Below are 15588 nucleotides of genomic sequence, written 5' to 3'. Positions count from 1 at the left end.
CCCCCAACTTTGGGGGGGGCCACTAGGGGGCGATGATGAGATCCACGCGGCGGTTTCGCTGTCTCCCTTCCTCCGTATCGTTGTCGGCCACCGGCAGGGTGGGGCCAAAGCCAGAGGTTGTCCAGCTGATGGGGTGGTCTTCCGGCAACAGGTTAGCTAAGTAGTCTTTCACAGCGTTGGCGCGGCGCAGGGAAAGGTCGAGGTTATAGTTCAAGGAACCGATGTTGTCGGTGTGGCCGTTGACTTGAACGCGGGCGCCGGGCATTTCCCGCAAAGATTTGGCCACTTCTGCTAACAGGGAGGCCGCCTCAGGCCGAATCTCGGCCTTGTCGAAGTCGAAGAGCAGATCGCCCGGCAGGCTAATGGTTCGGGTTCCCACCTGAAAAGAGGTAGGGGTCGGCGTTGCGGTGGGGGCAGGGACGCTTGCTCCCTCCGGGGCGATCTCGGCAGTGGTGGCCGATTCTCGCCTCGGCTCAGGGGCCGCTGCTGGGGAAGACAGCCGTTGCAGCCGCGACTCCAGTTCTTCAACGCGGATCAAAAGCTGGATGGCCTGCTGGCGGAGTTCTCGAATCTCCCTTTCCAGATCCGTGGAGCCGCCGTGATTTGGATTCCCCTTTGGTGAATCTGCATCTGGGCTCACCGCTGGGAGACTGGCCTGGGGTGGAGACAGGGTGGGCAGGAGCGGCGGCGTGTTGGCCTGCGGCTGGGGAACTGGCAGCGGTTGGGTCTGAAGCGGCTGCGGGAGCACCATTCCCGCCCAGATGCCGCTGCCGACCAGGAGGATCCCACTCGAGAGATTGAGAAAGACCGTTGCACGTTCCGATGGGCGGGGCATCGCAGGCAAACCTCTGGCTAGATGGGCACAGGCGAGGAGCGAAAACCGGGCTCAACTCAACGCCTAGAGTCGATCCTATCCGGCGACCGCAGCTTGCCAAGGGGATTAGGGGCTGCTCAGGCTACCCCTTCCCGCCATCCTCGGCAAAAGCCTAGTCGAAGCTGAGACGGCCCCGATAGCGTCCTATGAGGATCAGGCCGTTGACGGGATCCGCACAATCGACCACAAAAGACGGGAAGCGAGGGTTGTCGCTGATAACTTTTACTCGGGATCCTGACAGGCGTTGCAGCCGTTTGACCCACAGCTCGCCATCCCTCTGAAAGACGTAGATGCCCTCACCCCCCAGCTCTTTTTGCCGTTCGACAAAGATCCAGTCGCCATCTTCCAAGGTGGGAGACATGCTGTCCCCTTGCACCCGAATCAAACTGAGCCCATCCGGGTTCCCCTTCAGATGGGCCCGTAGCCAGTTACGCTCAAAAGCTAGCACCGACTCGATGGACTCTTCCCGCACCAGCGCCCCCGCCCCTGCCGAGGCGACCACATCCACCAGAGGCACGTATACATACTCCGTTTTGGCGTCGCCAGCCTCCAGCCGCGGGGATCCCTCCCCCGTAATCAGCCAACTGAGACTCACCCCCCCCACCTGGGCAATTTTCACGGCCTTGTCGATGCCGGGCACGGATCCCTTGAGGTAACTGCGCAAGGCTGTATCGCTAATGCCGGCCCGCCGCCCAAACGCATAAATGGCCTCATCGCCGATCACCTGTCGCAAACGGTCGGCAAAGGAGGAATCAGAGGAGGTGGACATCGGCTTAACGCTACGGGTTGTGTACAACTAAATTTCTACCACTACCTGTTGACAAGTCAACCCTCGTGAGGGGCAGGGGCTTATGCTGGGTTGGAGGGAAGAGGGCAGGGTTTCCAGTAGTAGGATCTGAGAGACTTCACCTGCTCTGGCTTGCTCCCTATGACCGTCTCAGACTGGAAACGCTGGCTGGATCATTTTCTCATTGCCCTGGTCTTTCTGGTGTTTGCCGGGTTTGTCTGGTTTGTCTTCTCGGTAACGGGAGCTTTCATCGGGATCCCGCTGGGCTACAAACTTTGGCTGCGGCTGTGGTTGCCTTTGTTCCAGCCGGCACTGGGGATCCTGATGGCTGGAGCCCTGCTGAGTGGGGTGTGGGGTTGGCTGGAGAAACGCCACTCCCGCAATCGAGACCATCAGCAGAACTAAAGATCGGGCAGCGCCGGGAGGCGGCAGACTGGCTGTATACTGAAAACGTATCTAAATGTTGAGCACCTGAGGCGGTCTGGCGTCGTGTTTGTCTTATCCGGCTACGAGTATTTGCTGGTCTTTCTGATCGTCTGCGCTCTGCTGCCGGTCTTGGCTCTGGGAGCTTCTGCGCTCTTGGCCCCAAAGCGGCGGGGATCCCTGCGCCGCAGCACCTATGAGTCGGGGATGGAGCCGTTTGGCCAGGCCTGGATCCAGTTCAACATCCGCTACTACATGTTCGCCCTGGTCTTCGTGATCTTCGACGTGGAGACCGTGTTCCTCTATCCCTGGGCGGTGGCCTTTCATCGCTTGGGACTGCTGGCCTTTGTGGAGGCCCTGATTTTCATCGCCATCCTTGTGGTGGGCCTTGTGTACGCTTGGAGAAAAGGAGCGCTGGAATGGTCATGACCTCTCAGGAGCCGGAAGTCTTGTTTCCGGCGTCTGCCCCGCAAGTTACCACAGACCTCTCGAACAACGTCGTTCTCACCACGGTTAACGACCTGTACAACTGGGCGAAGATGTCCAGCCTCTGGCCGCTCCTCTACGGCACTGCCTGCTGCTTCATCGAGTTTGCAGCCATGCTGGGCTCCCGCTTCGATTTCGACCGCTTTGGCCTGTTGCCCCGTTCTTCGCCGCGCACGGCTGATTTGATCATCACGGCGGGCACGGTCACTATGAAAATGGCCCCAGCGTTGGTCAAGCTCTACCAACAAATGGCTGAGCCGAAGTACGTGATCGCCATGGGGGCCTGTACCATTAGCGGCGGCATGTTCAGCTCCGATTCCTACACGGCGGTGCGAGGGGTGGACAAGCTGATCCCTGTGGACGTGTACATTCCCGGCTGCCCGCCGCGTCCGGAGGCGATCATGGATGCTATTGTCAAGCTGCGCAAGAAGATCGCCGCCGAAGACATGCGGGAGCGGGGCCGCCTGCAACAAACCCACCGCTACTACACGGTCAAGCACAACCTCAAGCCGGTGCCGGAGATCATCACCGGCAAGTATCTGGAGAGCGAGACCCGCCAAGCTCCTCCACCGGAACTGGCGGCGGCTATTGGCCTGCCGGTGCCTCCGGCCTTGCAGACTGCCGACTTCAAGCAGGCGGAACAGCAGCTCAAAGCTTTGCGGGGAGGGATGTGAGATGACAGAGGACAAAGCCCAGCAAAAGCCGTCCTCGACAGCCGAGCCGACAGAGCCGTTGGCGACGCTGGAACGGGGGCCGGTTTCCCAGTTCCTCGCCGATAACGGCTTTGACCATCAGTACCTGGGCAGAGATGCCGCCGGGGTGGAGCTGCTGGAGGTGGAGCGGGATTTTCTCTTGCCTGTGTGTACTGCCCTCTATGCCTACGGCTTCAATTACCTGGAGTGCCAGTGCGGCTACGACCTGGGGGCAGGGCAACCCCTGGTCAGCCTCTATCACCTGATCAAACTGGCGGACGGGGCAGATCGGCCGCAGGAGGTGCGGGTTCAGGTGAAGCTGCCCCGCCAAGATCCGCGGGTGCCCTCGGTGTACTGGATCTGGAAGTCGGCGGACTGGCAGGAGCGGGAGACCTATGACATGTACGGCATCATCTTTGAGGGACACCCCAACTTGAAGCGGATCTTGATGCCGGAAGACTGGATTGGGTGGCCGCTGCGCAAGGACTATATCACGCCTGACTTCTATGAGTTGCAGGACGCTTACTAGGGGGGATCCCTTAACCGGCTGAGCAGCGTTCGCAGGACGTGAGAGAAATGTGGCCTTTTTTGCTCTTGGCAATCTACGCAGGGGGAGTTTGGTACTCAGCCCGCAAGGCGGATCGCATCTACTCAGGCTCTGGAAAGTGGGCGGTGTCGGCCCTCTGGCCACTGCTGCTCTTGACCAACCGCCAGTTTCGCCAAAATTGGCGTCGTCCCTTGAACAAGTGAGTCTATCCCCATTGGTAAGCCCTTCTAGGCAAGACTTAGGCTTGGGCAATCCGGATTTGCCCTTGTCGCCCTCGCAGGCCGACCGGAGGTTGCCAGAGCTGATCGGCAGCCGCATTCGCGCCCGAGGACCCGTGACCTTTGCCCAGTTCATGGAGTGGGCCCTCTACGAGCCAGGTCTGGGTTACTACGAGCGGGAGCATCTCCCCCTCGGCTGGGACTATCGCACCTCCCCTCACTTGGCGGCGGATTTTGCCCAACTGTTGGCTGAGCAGATCTTCCAGTTCTGGCACATTTTGGGATCCCCTCCCCATTTTGCGGTGATTGAGATGGGGGCGGGCAGCGGGCGCCTGGCCGAAGATTGGCTGGCCTATGTGTGCTCCAATTGGCCCGACTTCTGGCAAGCCCTGGAGTACGGGATCCTCGAGCGCTCTGCTTTTTTGCGGCGGCTACAGCAGGAGCGCTTGGCCGGCTATGGCGAGAAGGTGCGCTGGCTAGAGTGGGACGAGATCCCAGATGGTTCGGTAACCGGCTGTTTTTTTTCCAACGAGCTGGTGGACGCCTTCCCAGTCCATCGGGTGCAGGTGCAGGCGGGGGCCTTGCGAGAAATCTACGTGGATTGGGCGGAGGGGGAGGGCTTCCGAGAAGTGTTAGGGGATCTCTCTACGCCCGCGCTGGAAGCGTACTTTGCCCGCCTGGGGATCCCGATTGCCACCTATCCCTCCGGCTACCAAACGGAGGTCAACCTCAAGGCCCTAGAGTGGCTCCAGCTTCTGGCCCGCAAGCTGCGGCGGGGCTACGTGCTCACCCTTGACTACGGCCACACCGCCCAGCGCTACTACAGCCCCCAGCGCTTCCAGGGCACGCTCCTGGCCTACCGCCAACACGGCACCTACGCGGATCCCTATGTCTGGGTGGGATCCCAAGATCTCACTGCCCACGTGGACTTTACCACCTTGCAGCAGGTGGGGGAGTCTCTGGGGCTCAAGTGCCTGGGCTTCACCCAGCAGAGCTGCTTTTTGGTGAACCTGGGATTGGCGGAAAGGCTGGCCGCCCTCGGCCAAGTTGGCGACGAGGGGGGGGATCTGGGCCAGGTGTTGCAACGGCGACATGCCCTTCACGCTCTGCTGGATCCGCTGGGGTTGGGGAGCTTTGGGGTGTTGCTGCAGGCCAAGGGCTTGAGCGAGGCGGAAGCGGCCCAGCCGCTGCAGGGCTTTGTCGAGCCGGAGCTACACTTATGAACCTCACCTTTTGGGTGGGCCTATCGGCTGCTGCTCTGACCACTGCCAGTTTCTTCCCGCAAGCCTGGAAAACTTGGCATAGCCAAAAGGCGGACGATTTTTCTTGGAGCTACCTGCTGCTGTTTGGGGCAGGGATCCTGATGTGGGATCTGTACGGCCTGTTGCGCCAAGATGCGGTCATCCTGCTTGCCAACACGGTAACCCTGGCGCTGGTGGGAGTGATTATCCTAACCAAACTGAGAACCTCGGCTCGCTAGGGGGAGAGGGGAGTTGCTCTGCATCTGGCCTGGGTTTTAGGCCTTGCTTGCCTAGAACTCCTCCTGACTAAGGGATCCAGGCCAGTGCGCTGCTGCTCAGCGGCAGGCGGCGACGGCTGTTGGGGATCGGCAGCCCATCTTGCAAGTCCACCAGCCACACTTGCCCGCTGCGGATCGCTTGCCCAGTGCGGCTAAAGGGGGCCCAGGGATCCGGGATCTCCTCTTGCAAGGGCTCCAAAAGCGTGTAGGCCAACAGGCGGCCGTCAGGGGAAAGGCTGAAGTCCAGCTCAAAGGGATAGTCGGCCCGCCCCACCTCTACGGTCTTGCCCGCCGGGGCCGCGCCGCCGCTGCCGAACACCACTGCCAGCAAGCGGGGGGACTCGGTGTAGGCCAGAGATGCCAACGCGCCCTCACCAACAAACTCGGCCTCGCTGACCAAGCCGTAAAAGACGGGTGCCCTCGGCGAAAAAGCTCCTTTGGTTACGGATCCCTCGGTAACCCAAATCTCCTCGCTGGTGCCGGTATTGCTGACGATAAAGAGGCTGCGGGTGTAGTCGGGATTGAAGCGCAGCAAAGCCCCGAAAGCCCCATCGGGACGGATGGCCAAGGTTTGGCCGAACTGGGCCAAAAAGCTCTCCGCTGCCGCCCGCGGCTGCAAGGGCACAATCCCCACCCCCTGCCCCTGGGAGATGAGCAGGCTGCTCTCATCAGGGCTGATGAAAAAGTCTCCCCCCAAAGCCGTATCCAGATCCAGCCGCTCAAAGGGATCCCGGCTCCTTTTCTGGATCCCCAGTTCCGTCTGGACGGGAGCCAGGGGATCCCGTTGCAGGGGGATCCGCTCCGCTACCACCAGCTCCCCCGTCGGCGAGACCTGGAAGCGCAGGTTTTGGTAGCCCTGGTGGTCCAGCAGCAACCGGGAAGACAGATCCTCCAGATCCAGGCGGTAGAGATCCTGCTGCTGGATGGTGCTGGCGGTGGCAAAGTAGTAGACGAAGCGGCCATCGGCGCTGGGCTGCATCTGGGTAACCTTCAGCCCCGCCGGCGTCAGCAAAGTGGTGGATCCCGTCTCCAGGTTAAAGAGCAACAGCCGCCCCCGTTGGTCTGCTTCCGTGCCGATCCCCAACAACTGCCGATCCGGCGTGCGAAACTCGCCCTCAAAAGGCCGCGCCATGGGCTGGCCCCGCTCATCCACGGCTGCCTGCAGGCGCACCCGGTAGGTCTGGCCGTAGGGGGCCGGCTCTGTCAGCGTCCAAAAAAAGCGGCGGCCCAGCTTGCGCATCCGGCCCGGCAGAGGCGGCTGGATCTCCAGGTTGGCCGCAACGCTGTCCGCATCCATAGGGCGGTTGAAGGTCAGCACCATCTGCAGTTCCTGGGATCCCACCCGCTGCTGTTGCCAGTTAAAGTCCCGCACATAGGGGGCCGTGTGGTTGCCCAGCAAAAATAAGATCACCCCAACCGCCAAGTTGCAGAGGGTGATCCCGGCCACCCAGCGATCCAGAGGCTGGGTCAGCCCTCGCTGCAGAGCTGCATAGAAGCGACGTGCCGGCCAGGCAGACATCCGAGTCGTACAGTTTTCGACCTCTCAAACCAGATTAAGACACTTCCCAGGCACTCCGCGCCACTGCCCTCACCCCCAACCCCTCTCCCAGAGGGAGAGGGGAGTTGGGATTGGTCGGGAACGGGAAAACGGCTCTACTGCAGCATGACGAATAGAAAGTCTTCCAACGCCGTCAGGAAGGTCAGCACCTCGTCAGTTGCCTGTTCTTCCGTCAGGGATCCCAACTCGACGACCCGCTGAATCAGCTTTGCCACCGGAGTTGGCCCCTGCAGCAGCGGGGCCAGCCATTTCACCTTCTCGGCAGGGATGCGGATCCGCCCGTGGGTGGCCCCTGTCCACTGCATTTCGTAGGTGCAGTTCTCTTGCAGGGCCTTGTTGTACTCCTGGTGGAAGCGAGCGTTGTCCATCAGCAGGGGGTTGAATTGCACGGATCCCGCCAACCAATCTGCATCCGTCCAAGGTAGCACCAGGGAAGAGCCGGCGTGCTCGGCCCAAAAGTCGATGAGGCGATGGGCAGGCCGGATCAGCTCGTAGAGGTGCAGCCGCTCCATGACGCTGAGGGTTTCCAGCCGTTGCCGCACAAACTCCGGCACTTGCTTAAAGAGAGACTCCAGCGACCAGTCGGGCATATCCACCAGGCTTAAAAAGCCCAACCCCGCCTGCTGCAACATGCCAAACACCTCGGGGATCGTGAATCCCTTGTCGTTGGAGAGCAGATAGTTGTTCATGATGGCGGCATCTTCGGTATAGCTGGCCGGGTTCCACAGCACCGCCTTGGCCACCTCTTCCTGCAGGGATCCCATGAACTCCCGCACATGTTGCGCCCCCACCGCCGGCGGGACGTCGAATTGCCCCACCTTTTGCAAAGCTGCCTGCAGGCGGAGAAACACCTGGCGTTGGCGGCGGCTGTGGAGATTGGCGCGAATGATGCCCTCGGGCTTGAGGACTTTTTTCATCGCCCGCAAGCCCTCAGTGGGATCCGCCAACAAATACAAAACATCGTTCAGGCTGATGAAATCGAACTGGATCCCCAGGCGATCCAGCTCCAGCACGTTGAGGACGTAGCACTGGACATCGGTGAAGCCGTGGTGCCGCAGGCGTTCCTCGGTGAGCTTGACCGAAGCCGGCGACAGATCACAGGCCACGATCTGGGCGCCCGGATTGGCCTCCGCCATCATCAGCGTCTCCCAGCCGGAGCCACAGCCGGCGTTGAGCATCACCTTGCCCTCGGACGGGACGAGGGCGTGGGTGCGTAGGTACTGGGCGGTGGTATAGCTCATCTTGAACATCTCCCCCAGGGCATTGCGGGCCGACTGCGAGAGGGGCACGTTGGGGTAGGGCAGAGCCTCGTAGAGGCTGAGGGCCCGGTCTGCAGCCGAGAGGGCGGATCTGGTCATACGCAGAGGAAAAGCTCAACAGAGAGCGAGAGAGCGGTCGATGCAAAGGCAGGATGAATTTATGATTGAGTGTAGCCGTTGAGGGATCCGCTCAGAACTGGCTATGACTGCTGCTGCTTTGCCCCGTCGCCGCTCCCGTTTCTCCCTGGCAGGCACCCTGGCCGCCGTGGGCGGGGCGCTGCTGTGCGGGATCCTGGTGGTGCGGCTGCAGGTGCCGATGCTGGAGCGGATCAACCTAGAGGCCCTGGAAAATGCCGAGGCCCGCAAAAACCGCAACATCGCCCTGGCCACCACCCTGGGCTGGCTGGGCTACCGCAACCTGGGCGCCTCCTGGCTGTGGCTGGAGCTGATCCAGTACTACGGCGACGCCCCTGCTCGTGCCCAAACCGGCTACGGCCTCGCCTACGAGTACTTCGACCACATGCTGCGACTGGATCCCAACTTTTTCTTGGGCTACCGGCTGTCTAGCTTGGTGTTGGCCTATCGGGCCGGCCAGCCGGAAAAAGCTGTCGAGATTTTGGATCGCGGCCTGCAGCAGTTTAACCCCCAAAACAATCCCGACGCCTGGCGGCTCTACGTGGATCGCGCCTTGATCAACTTCATGTTTTTGGGGGATGCGGAAGCGGGCCGCCGCGACTACTACCAAGCTGCCGCCTGGCGGGAACAGGTGGGCCTGCCCGGCGACGACTTTCGCCAACTGGGGGACAACATCGCCCGCAGCCCCCTCAGCCGCCGTTCCCGCTTCGATGTCTGGCTGAGCGTGTTCAATGCCACCAGCGACCGGGATACCCGCCAGTTTGTTCTGGAACAACTGACCCAATTGGGGACGGTGCTGCGGACGCTGCCCACCGGCGAGATCGAGATTCTCCCACCTCCTCTGCCCGATTTTCCCGAGGAAGAGCCCTACCGCTTGCGCCTGTAATTCCAATCCCCTAACTGGGCAAAGATTGCGCTCTAGGGTTGTGACGTTGCCCCAAGAGGTGAGCTAAACTCTAACCCAAATTGTCATCCTGGAGGCCGTCTTCTTCACAGGACCGATCCCTGCGTCAGAGAATCTGCTCTCTCTGGCGCAAGCGAAGTGTTGCTCCCGCTGCCTCTCCTCGAAGAAGGGGCGGCTATCGTTCTTGCTTCCGGTTCGTGAAGACGCTCCAGGCTTTCGGTAAGTTCCCGCAGCTTCCCCATTTCTTATTATTTCTTAACTTTTGTTGTTCTGCACAATAGGAGTGATCCCCATGGCCTCAAGAACTTCTCTCCTGATGATGGCGGCTGTCCTTTCGGGCAGTTGGTTTGTCCTCCCTGCAGCGGCCCAATCTTCTGGGACAGCGCGAGTACGGTCGGTGGTGGATGGGGACACCTTTTGGGCAGACTTGAACGGCAGGCCAACCCGTTTTCGTCTTGCCTATGTGGATGCCCCAGAGCTGACGCAAGGGCGCTGGGGGCGGCTCTCGCAGGAAGCTTTGCAAAGCCTGCTGCCGCCGGGATCCCTGGTGCAGGTGGATACTCTCTACGTCACGCCAGAAGGGCTGCACATTGCCCAGGTGTACAACGCCGAGGGTTTGGTGAATTTGGAGATGTTGCGCCAGGGGCAGGCGGTGGTTTATGAGCGCTTTTTGTACGGGGCCAACCGGGAGCGCTACTTGGAAGCTCAAGAATTGGCCCAGGCGGCGCGACGAGGTTTTTGGCAGCAACGCAATCCGGTGATGCCCTGGGAGTTTCGGGAGACAGCCGCGCAAACCTCAGCCTTTGCGGGATCCAACGTTTTGGACGGCTCCTTCCTGCGGGAAAACCCGGCAGCGGCTGCGGGCGTGGGCATTGCCACCGCGGTGGTGATGGTGGGCTTGAGCAAGCTGCTGTGGAGAAAGCCCAGCCGGCAGAGGGTGAGCATCCGCCAGATGGAGCGGGATCTCAAACAACTGCAGCGCAGCCTGGCCACAACGCTGGCCAGCCGCAAGCAACTGGAACGGCAGTACGATCAACTGCTGCAAAAGGCCGAGGATTGGTTTGTCAGAGCCCAAAAGGCCAGCCAACATGACCAGGACGAGCTGGCGCGCCAGGCTTTGGTGCAGCGGAACCAACACATGAGTGCTGCAGAGGCGGTTCGCAAATCTTTGGATGAAGTTGAAGCGCAGGCGGCAACCCTCCGCGAAGGCATTTCTCGCCTGGAAAGCCAGATCGCGCTGGCCAAGCTGGAACGGGAGATGAACAACTAAGCCTGGGGCGGCGGCTTAAGATGGGGGAGCATCTACCTAGTGAGCCAACTGGCAATGGCGATGAAGGCAAGAGTATCCCCTCTTTTAGCTGCCCTGCTGTTGGTGCTGCTTTGGCTTGGGATCCCCCTTGGATCTGAGTCAGCGAATGGGGCAGCGGCGGCGAGTGCCAAGATCGATCCTGAGATTGACCGGCTGTTTGAGGAAGCCTTTGCTGCCACCAACCGGGGAGATTTTGCCCGGGCAGAGGCCTTTTGGAGCCAATTGTTGCAGCGCCAGCCCGACAACCCGGCCCTGTGGAGCAACCGAGGCAACGCCCGCGTCAGCCAGAACCGCTTGCAGGAGGCTTTGGAGGACTATGCTGAGGCCATTCGCCTGGCTCCCAACGCACCAGATCCCTATCTAAATCGGGGGACGGCTTTGGAGGGGCTAGGGCGCTGGCAGGAGGCCATTGCCGATTACGAGCGGGTGTTGCAGTTGGATCCCAACGATGCGGCAGCCTACAACAACCGGGGCAATGCCGAGGCAGCGCTGGGAGAGTGGCAGCAGGCCCTGGCCGATTACCGTCGCGCCACGGAGCTGGCTCCTGACTACGCCTTTGCCCAGGCCAACTACGCCCTCTGCCTTTATCAGGTGGGAGAAACGGAAGCTGCCTTGCGCCTGATGCGGGCTTTGGTGCGCAAGTACCCGAAGTTCCCGGATATGCGGGCTGCCCTCAGCGCTGTTCTTTGGGTGCAAGGCCGGCAGGGAGAAGCAGAAAGCCAATGGGTGGCTGTGCAAGGGCTGGATCCCCGCTATGCCGACCTGGAGTGGGTGAAAACCGTCCGTCGTTGGCCACCGGCGATGGTGGCAGCCCTGGAGCGCTTCCTTTCTCTGCGTTGAAGAGCTGTCAGCAGACTCCCCTGCAACTCTGGATCGCAGCAATTCTTAATCTCATCTCAATTGAGAGGAGACATCGATCCTAGAAAGGAAAAGCCCCCACGACTCCCTCAAAAGAGGAAACGGGGCGGGCGCAGTGCCTCAGTCTAAATCGAAATAACAACATTGCCATCTTTGAGTTATGGTTTCGGACTTGGCTCTGCGCATTGGCGAAGCGGTTGCTAGGGATCCCCGCAGCCAGAGGCTCAGGTTGCAGCCTGTCTGGGGGGGCGGGGATTGCCTAAATTGGGATCAGGACAACTGAGGATCCCGGCAGCCAGCTCAACCCAAGCCCAAGAGAACGCGAAGGGATCCCGACGGTTTCGATAGACTGTGAGAGGGACAGTGTAAAAAATTGCTTCCTCGAGCTTCCTCCCGCTCTGCTGTGTTTCAGTTCTATCGCGGCGTGTGGTACTGACGTGAGTGCAATGGCCTTTTTCTCTCGCTATTCTTTCCTCTCTCCTGGTTGGAGGAGGGCACTACGAGCTCAGGGGAGCTGGGCAGGGCTGTTGCTCATGGCTCTACAGCTTGGGCAGCCCGCCGTGGCTCAGACAGAGACCCAAGTTTGGAGTGGCACTGGCCAGATCTTGAGCGGTCAGGGGCAAGGGGCCACGGTGCAACTGGTTCTGGAAACCGGTGGCGGACGCATTTGGACGCAGTCGGGGCCGGCGTTGGATGCGCCCTTTTCCGGCGGGCAGATTTCGGTTACCAGCGGCGACGGCACCTGGCAGATCCAACCGCAAGGGGATCAGTTGCTGGTGACCTTTTACCGCGGCGAGCAGATCATCCGCTGGCAACTGCGCCCCGTCGGCGAGGTTCCAGCCTCTTCTCCTCCTGTGCCATCCAGCTCCTTGATCGGCGACACCGCCCAACCGCTGGCTCTGCCTGTGCAAGAGCTGGTCGTTCCCATCCAGAATTTGCCTAACAATCGCTGAGGGATCCCGCGGGCAGGTCTCCCGGTTCAGACATAAGTAAACTACCCGGCTCCGACCGCCCCCCTTCCAGCCCCCTGCCCCCCGTATACGGGGGGCAGGGGGGCGGGGGGATTGAGGGGGGCTGGTTTACAGCAGCCCCCAAAAGCGCAATTACATTTGCCCCGTTGTAGTCTGCGTCCCCTTCCCAACCACAAGCCGGGTTGACACAACGGAAGCGCTTCCTTTCCCGTTGCCCAATCCACAGGCACTGGTGGCAGGTCTGTGAGCTGTAGGCAGGCGGCACCAACACAACCCGGATCCCTGCTCTTGCTGCCTTGTACTGCACAAACTGCCGCAACTGGTAGAACGCCCAACTATTCGACCGCCGGCGCTCCGTCTTGCTACGCGGCTGTTGGTTGACACGCTCCCGGATCCCGGTCAGGTCTTCCAAGGCAATAAAGCTGTGGGTTGCCTGCACCCTCGACACAATCGCTTTGGAGATGCAGTGATTAACCCAGGTTTGGAAGCGTCTCTCCCGGCCAGACAACCGTTGCAAGAGCTGCCGGCACCGCCGCCGACTAGACCTTGTGCCCTTACTGGCCTTGCGTTGGAGAACCGCTCTCAACCGGGAGTAGTGGTCTCTGACCCGGCTCAACTGCTGTCCACTCCAGTTATCCCCCTCTGAGGTGTGTGCAATATCTGTTCTGCCCAAGTCCACTCCAATCGCCTTGGGGGTGTTCTGGGGCTCCGGCAGGTCATGCTCGACGCAAATCTGGATGTAGTAGGAACCGTCCTGCCGTTTGACCAGGGTGGCCGCTTTTGGGTGGGTGCCGGCCAGCATGCCCCGTTGGTAGTTACCCATGGCCAGCTCAAACCATTCCTGCCCCTCAACCGTAGTTAGCGATACCGTCCAGTCTTTTTCACGGAACGAGAAGATGCGGGCATCGTAGGTGACGAAGCCCGCCTTGAACGCCTTGACTGGACGGTTCTTTTGCTTGGCAACCTTGCGCGACCCCGCCACCCGCCTGCATACCTGCCCCGTCAGATTACTGGATAACCCAAAGCGAGCGCGTATCTCGTAATAGCAAAGGGAATGGAGTTTGACTGCGTTAACGACTTTCTCTGGTGTGCTTTGGTTGACCCAGTTCAGTGCCTGCGCAAAGGCGTCCAGAGTCGCATCCAACTTGGCGGCCTGCGCCTCAGACACCTTGAGCTTGCAGGAGATAGTCAGGGTTTGGGTCATACTGTTACTGTACCTTATGGGAACGCATTCCTCCCAGCCCTGACCGGCCCGGCCCCCGGCCCCCCACTCCCCCCGTATACGGAGGGGATATAGGGGGGCTGGGCGGGGGGATATAGGGGGGTACAGGGCGGGTCTCCTGCGGTTTCTAGATGAAGGGATTAGGGGTGCTCCTGCTTTGCCTGTTGCCAGAGGGCCTCTAACTCCGCGAGGGTGAGTCTTTGGAGAGGGGAGGCTTGGCCGCTGCTAGGCAATGCCGCTTCTGCTGGTTGCCGCGCCAGCTCTTCCAGGCGCAAAAAGCGGCGGGCAAAGCGCAGGTTGGTTTGGGTCAAGGCCTGTGCGGCATCCAGCCCATACCAACGGCCCAAATTGACCAGAGCAAACAGCAGATCCCCCAACTCGGCTTCTTGTCGCGCCGGGTCAGGGGGATCCCGTTCCAGCTCTCGGCGCAGTTCGGCCTCTTCCTCGCGCACCTTGGCCCAGATCCCCTCCACCGTCGGCCACTCAAATCCTGCTCCCACCACCTTTTGGGAGATCTTCAGGGCGGCCATCAGGGGGGGCAAACTTTCGGCGTAGTGGAGCAGTTTCTGGCCGAGGGTTTGCTGCGGCTGTTCCTTCTGCTTGATGTCTTCCCAGGAGCGGTGCAACTCAGAAAGGCTGGAACTATCTGACTGCGGAGCCTCCCCAAATACATGGGGGTGACGGCGGATCAGCTTATCGGCAATCCGCGCGGCTACAGTTTCCAGGTCGAAGTGGTTTCGCTCGGCAAAGATCTGGGATTGCAACACCACCTGCAGCAACAGATCCCCCAGCTCTTCGGCAATCGCTGCCGGATCCCCGGCCCGAATGGCCGCCACCGTCTCGTAGGCTTCTTCGAGGATATAGGGAGTGAGCGACTCAGGCGTTTGGGCGCGATCCCAAGGACAGCCGTCGGGGGCGCGCAACTGAGCCACAATTGCCGCCAAGCGGCTGAGGTGCTGTGCAGACGCAGAGCGCTCCAGATAAAGATGGGCAAAAGAGCCTGTGGCCTGCGGATCCCAGCTTTGCAGCGTCAGGGGGCCGCCCACTATCTGCAAGTCTTCTGTGAGCAAGGTCAACGCTTGGACAGGGGCGCAGACCTGCTGTAAAAAACGACGCAGCTCCGCCGGATCCTTCTTCCCGCAACTTTTCAGCAGCAGGGATCCCTGCCCAGCCGCAGACCAGCGGGCCAGATGCTGTTGCCAATCGGGCTCAAGGCTATCCAGCGTTTGGAGCATGGTCGTAGGTGCGGCCCAAATCCAGAAGGCGCCTGAGCTGCTCGAGATCGATGAAACTCAGCTCCAAAAGGATCATCAGCAGCGGCCCCTGCTGGCGATGCTGCAGCTTTTTGGCCAAGCTCAGCTGCGAGCGGTCAATGATGCCCGCTTCCAACAGGTATTCTTCAAGGACAGGAGGGGGAATGGGATCTAGCATAGTCGTTTCACAGCGCTGAGAAGGACAAGTGGGAAAACTGAGAGGATGACAGACTAGTGTAATCATTCTTAACACTCTTACAGAGCTTCCGCAAAGATCTGGCCGGCAACTAAGCCAAGAGGCAGTAAGCCAGGTTTGCCGAGCGCAGCTCCGCCAGGCGATCCCTCCCGTTACCGGGACAGATGGGATCTCTGTATCCAAGAGCACAAAAAATGGATTCAGTGAGGTCAATGTATAATAGCAAGCTCGCTGCCGATTGACAGTGCCCTGATGAGCCGATTCTCTTTCCCCGACGAAAAGTACAGCCTTTTAATTTAAAATAGGGTACAGGTATTCAAGAGGAAGGAGAGAAAGGAATGCCGACTCATTCTTTGGATTTGCGGCAAAGAGTTGTA

At 60.5% G+C, this 15588-nt stretch carries 18 protein-coding genes; 11 read left to right on the top strand and 7 right to left on the bottom strand.

The genetic code is table 11. The annotated features are described in order from the left end of the window. Positions 1-22: 22 nt before the first annotated feature. Positions 23-835, bottom strand: coding sequence for an OmpA family protein (locus tag ACVWXC_RS11435; RefSeq protein ID WP_228375265.1), 813 nt, complete (start codon positions 833-835; stop codon positions 23-25). A gap of 151 nt (positions 836-986) precedes the next feature. Then, the gene (locus ACVWXC_RS11430) at positions 987-1643 is read right to left on the bottom strand and encodes an XRE family transcriptional regulator (RefSeq protein ID WP_011430809.1); all 657 of its coding nucleotides are present in this window, start codon (positions 1641-1643) and stop codon (positions 987-989) included. Between the two features lie 159 nt (positions 1644-1802). Between ACVWXC_RS11430 and ACVWXC_RS11425 the strand changes: the two genes are divergently transcribed. From ACVWXC_RS11425 to ACVWXC_RS11395, 7 genes are all read left to right on the top strand, one after another. After that, positions 1803-2066: a hypothetical protein gene (locus ACVWXC_RS11425; RefSeq protein ID WP_041438440.1), complete on the top strand. Its 264-nt coding sequence runs from the start codon at positions 1803-1805 to the stop codon at positions 2064-2066. 84 nt (positions 2067-2150) lie between these two features. Next, positions 2151-2513, top strand: a complete 363-nt coding sequence (gene ndhC, locus ACVWXC_RS11420) for a photosynthetic/respiratory NAD(P)H-quinone oxidoreductase subunit C (protein ID WP_011430811.1) — start codon at positions 2151-2153, stop codon at positions 2511-2513. After that, positions 2510-3244, top strand: coding sequence for an NADH dehydrogenase subunit K (locus ACVWXC_RS11415; RefSeq protein WP_011430812.1), 735 nt, complete (start codon positions 2510-2512; stop codon positions 3242-3244). Before ndhC ends, ACVWXC_RS11415 begins: the two co-directional genes overlap by 4 nt. A 1-nt stretch (position 3245) precedes the next feature. Further along, complete coding sequence (locus ACVWXC_RS11410; protein ID WP_011430813.1) at positions 3246-3791, top strand: NAD(P)H-quinone oxidoreductase subunit J; 546 nt, start codon at positions 3246-3248, stop codon at positions 3789-3791. A gap of 47 nt (positions 3792-3838) precedes the next feature. Then, positions 3839-4012: a hypothetical protein gene (locus ACVWXC_RS11405; protein ID WP_011430814.1), complete on the top strand. Its 174-nt coding sequence runs from the start codon at positions 3839-3841 to the stop codon at positions 4010-4012. A gap of 11 nt (positions 4013-4023) precedes the next feature. After that, complete coding sequence (locus ACVWXC_RS11400; protein ID WP_011430815.1) at positions 4024-5250, top strand: class I SAM-dependent methyltransferase; 1227 nt, start codon at positions 4024-4026, stop codon at positions 5248-5250. Continuing rightward, positions 5247-5507, top strand: coding sequence for a SemiSWEET family sugar transporter (locus ACVWXC_RS11395; protein ID WP_041438445.1), 261 nt, complete (start codon positions 5247-5249; stop codon positions 5505-5507). Before ACVWXC_RS11400 ends, ACVWXC_RS11395 begins: the two co-directional genes overlap by 4 nt. Before the next feature lie 67 nt (positions 5508-5574). Here ACVWXC_RS11395 and ACVWXC_RS11390 read toward each other — a convergent pair whose 3' ends face one another. Both ACVWXC_RS11390 and ACVWXC_RS11385 read right to left on the bottom strand, forming a co-directional pair. Then, positions 5575-7065: an Ig-like domain-containing protein gene (locus ACVWXC_RS11390; RefSeq protein WP_099813023.1), complete on the bottom strand. Its 1491-nt coding sequence runs from the start codon at positions 7063-7065 to the stop codon at positions 5575-5577. Between the two features lie 134 nt (positions 7066-7199). Further along, a complete protein-coding gene (locus ACVWXC_RS11385; protein ID WP_011430820.1) occupies positions 7200-8462 on the bottom strand; it encodes a class I SAM-dependent methyltransferase in 1263 nt (420 codons plus the stop codon). Between the two features lie 103 nt (positions 8463-8565). On the opposite strand from ACVWXC_RS11385, the gene ACVWXC_RS11380 reads away from it, so the two are divergent. From ACVWXC_RS11380 to ACVWXC_RS11365, 4 genes are all read left to right on the top strand, one after another. Beyond that, positions 8566-9384, top strand: a complete 819-nt coding sequence (locus ACVWXC_RS11380; RefSeq protein WP_011430821.1) for a hypothetical protein — start codon at positions 8566-8568, stop codon at positions 9382-9384. A gap of 310 nt (positions 9385-9694) precedes the next feature. After that, positions 9695-10672 (top strand): PspA/IM30 family protein, encoded by a 978-nt coding sequence (locus tag ACVWXC_RS11375; RefSeq protein WP_011430822.1) that lies wholly within the window; start codon positions 9695-9697, stop codon positions 10670-10672. A gap of 60 nt (positions 10673-10732) precedes the next feature. Beyond that, complete coding sequence (locus ACVWXC_RS11370) at positions 10733-11551, top strand: tetratricopeptide repeat protein (RefSeq protein WP_011430823.1); 819 nt, start codon at positions 10733-10735, stop codon at positions 11549-11551. Between the two features lie 578 nt (positions 11552-12129). Beyond that, positions 12130-12522: a hypothetical protein gene (locus ACVWXC_RS11365; RefSeq protein WP_143596971.1), complete on the top strand. Its 393-nt coding sequence runs from the start codon at positions 12130-12132 to the stop codon at positions 12520-12522. Here ACVWXC_RS11365 and ACVWXC_RS11360 read toward each other — a convergent pair. The 3 genes from ACVWXC_RS11360 to ACVWXC_RS11350 all read right to left on the bottom strand — a co-directional run bounded on the left by ACVWXC_RS11360 (position 12509) and on the right by ACVWXC_RS11350 (position 15193). Further along, positions 12509-13744 (bottom strand): RNA-guided endonuclease InsQ/TnpB family protein, encoded by a 1236-nt coding sequence (locus ACVWXC_RS11360; protein WP_457392775.1) that lies wholly within the window; start codon positions 13742-13744, stop codon positions 12509-12511. The two genes, ACVWXC_RS11365 and ACVWXC_RS11360, sit on opposite strands and share 14 nt — an antisense overlap. Before the next feature lie 158 nt (positions 13745-13902). Beyond that, positions 13903-14997 carry a nucleoside triphosphate pyrophosphohydrolase gene (gene mazG, locus ACVWXC_RS11355; RefSeq protein WP_099813021.1) on the bottom strand — a complete coding sequence of 365 codons (1095 nt, stop codon included), beginning with the start codon at positions 14995-14997 and terminating at the stop codon, positions 13903-13905. Continuing rightward, positions 14978-15193, bottom strand: a complete 216-nt coding sequence (locus ACVWXC_RS11350; protein WP_041438447.1) for a DUF2949 domain-containing protein — start codon at positions 15191-15193, stop codon at positions 14978-14980. Before ACVWXC_RS11350 ends, mazG begins: the two co-directional genes overlap by 20 nt. Positions 15194-15588: the final 395 nt, after the last annotated feature.

Source organism: Thermostichus sp. OS-CIW-20, assembly GCF_054061455.1.
This window is presented reverse-complemented; position numbering and strand designations above follow the sequence as displayed.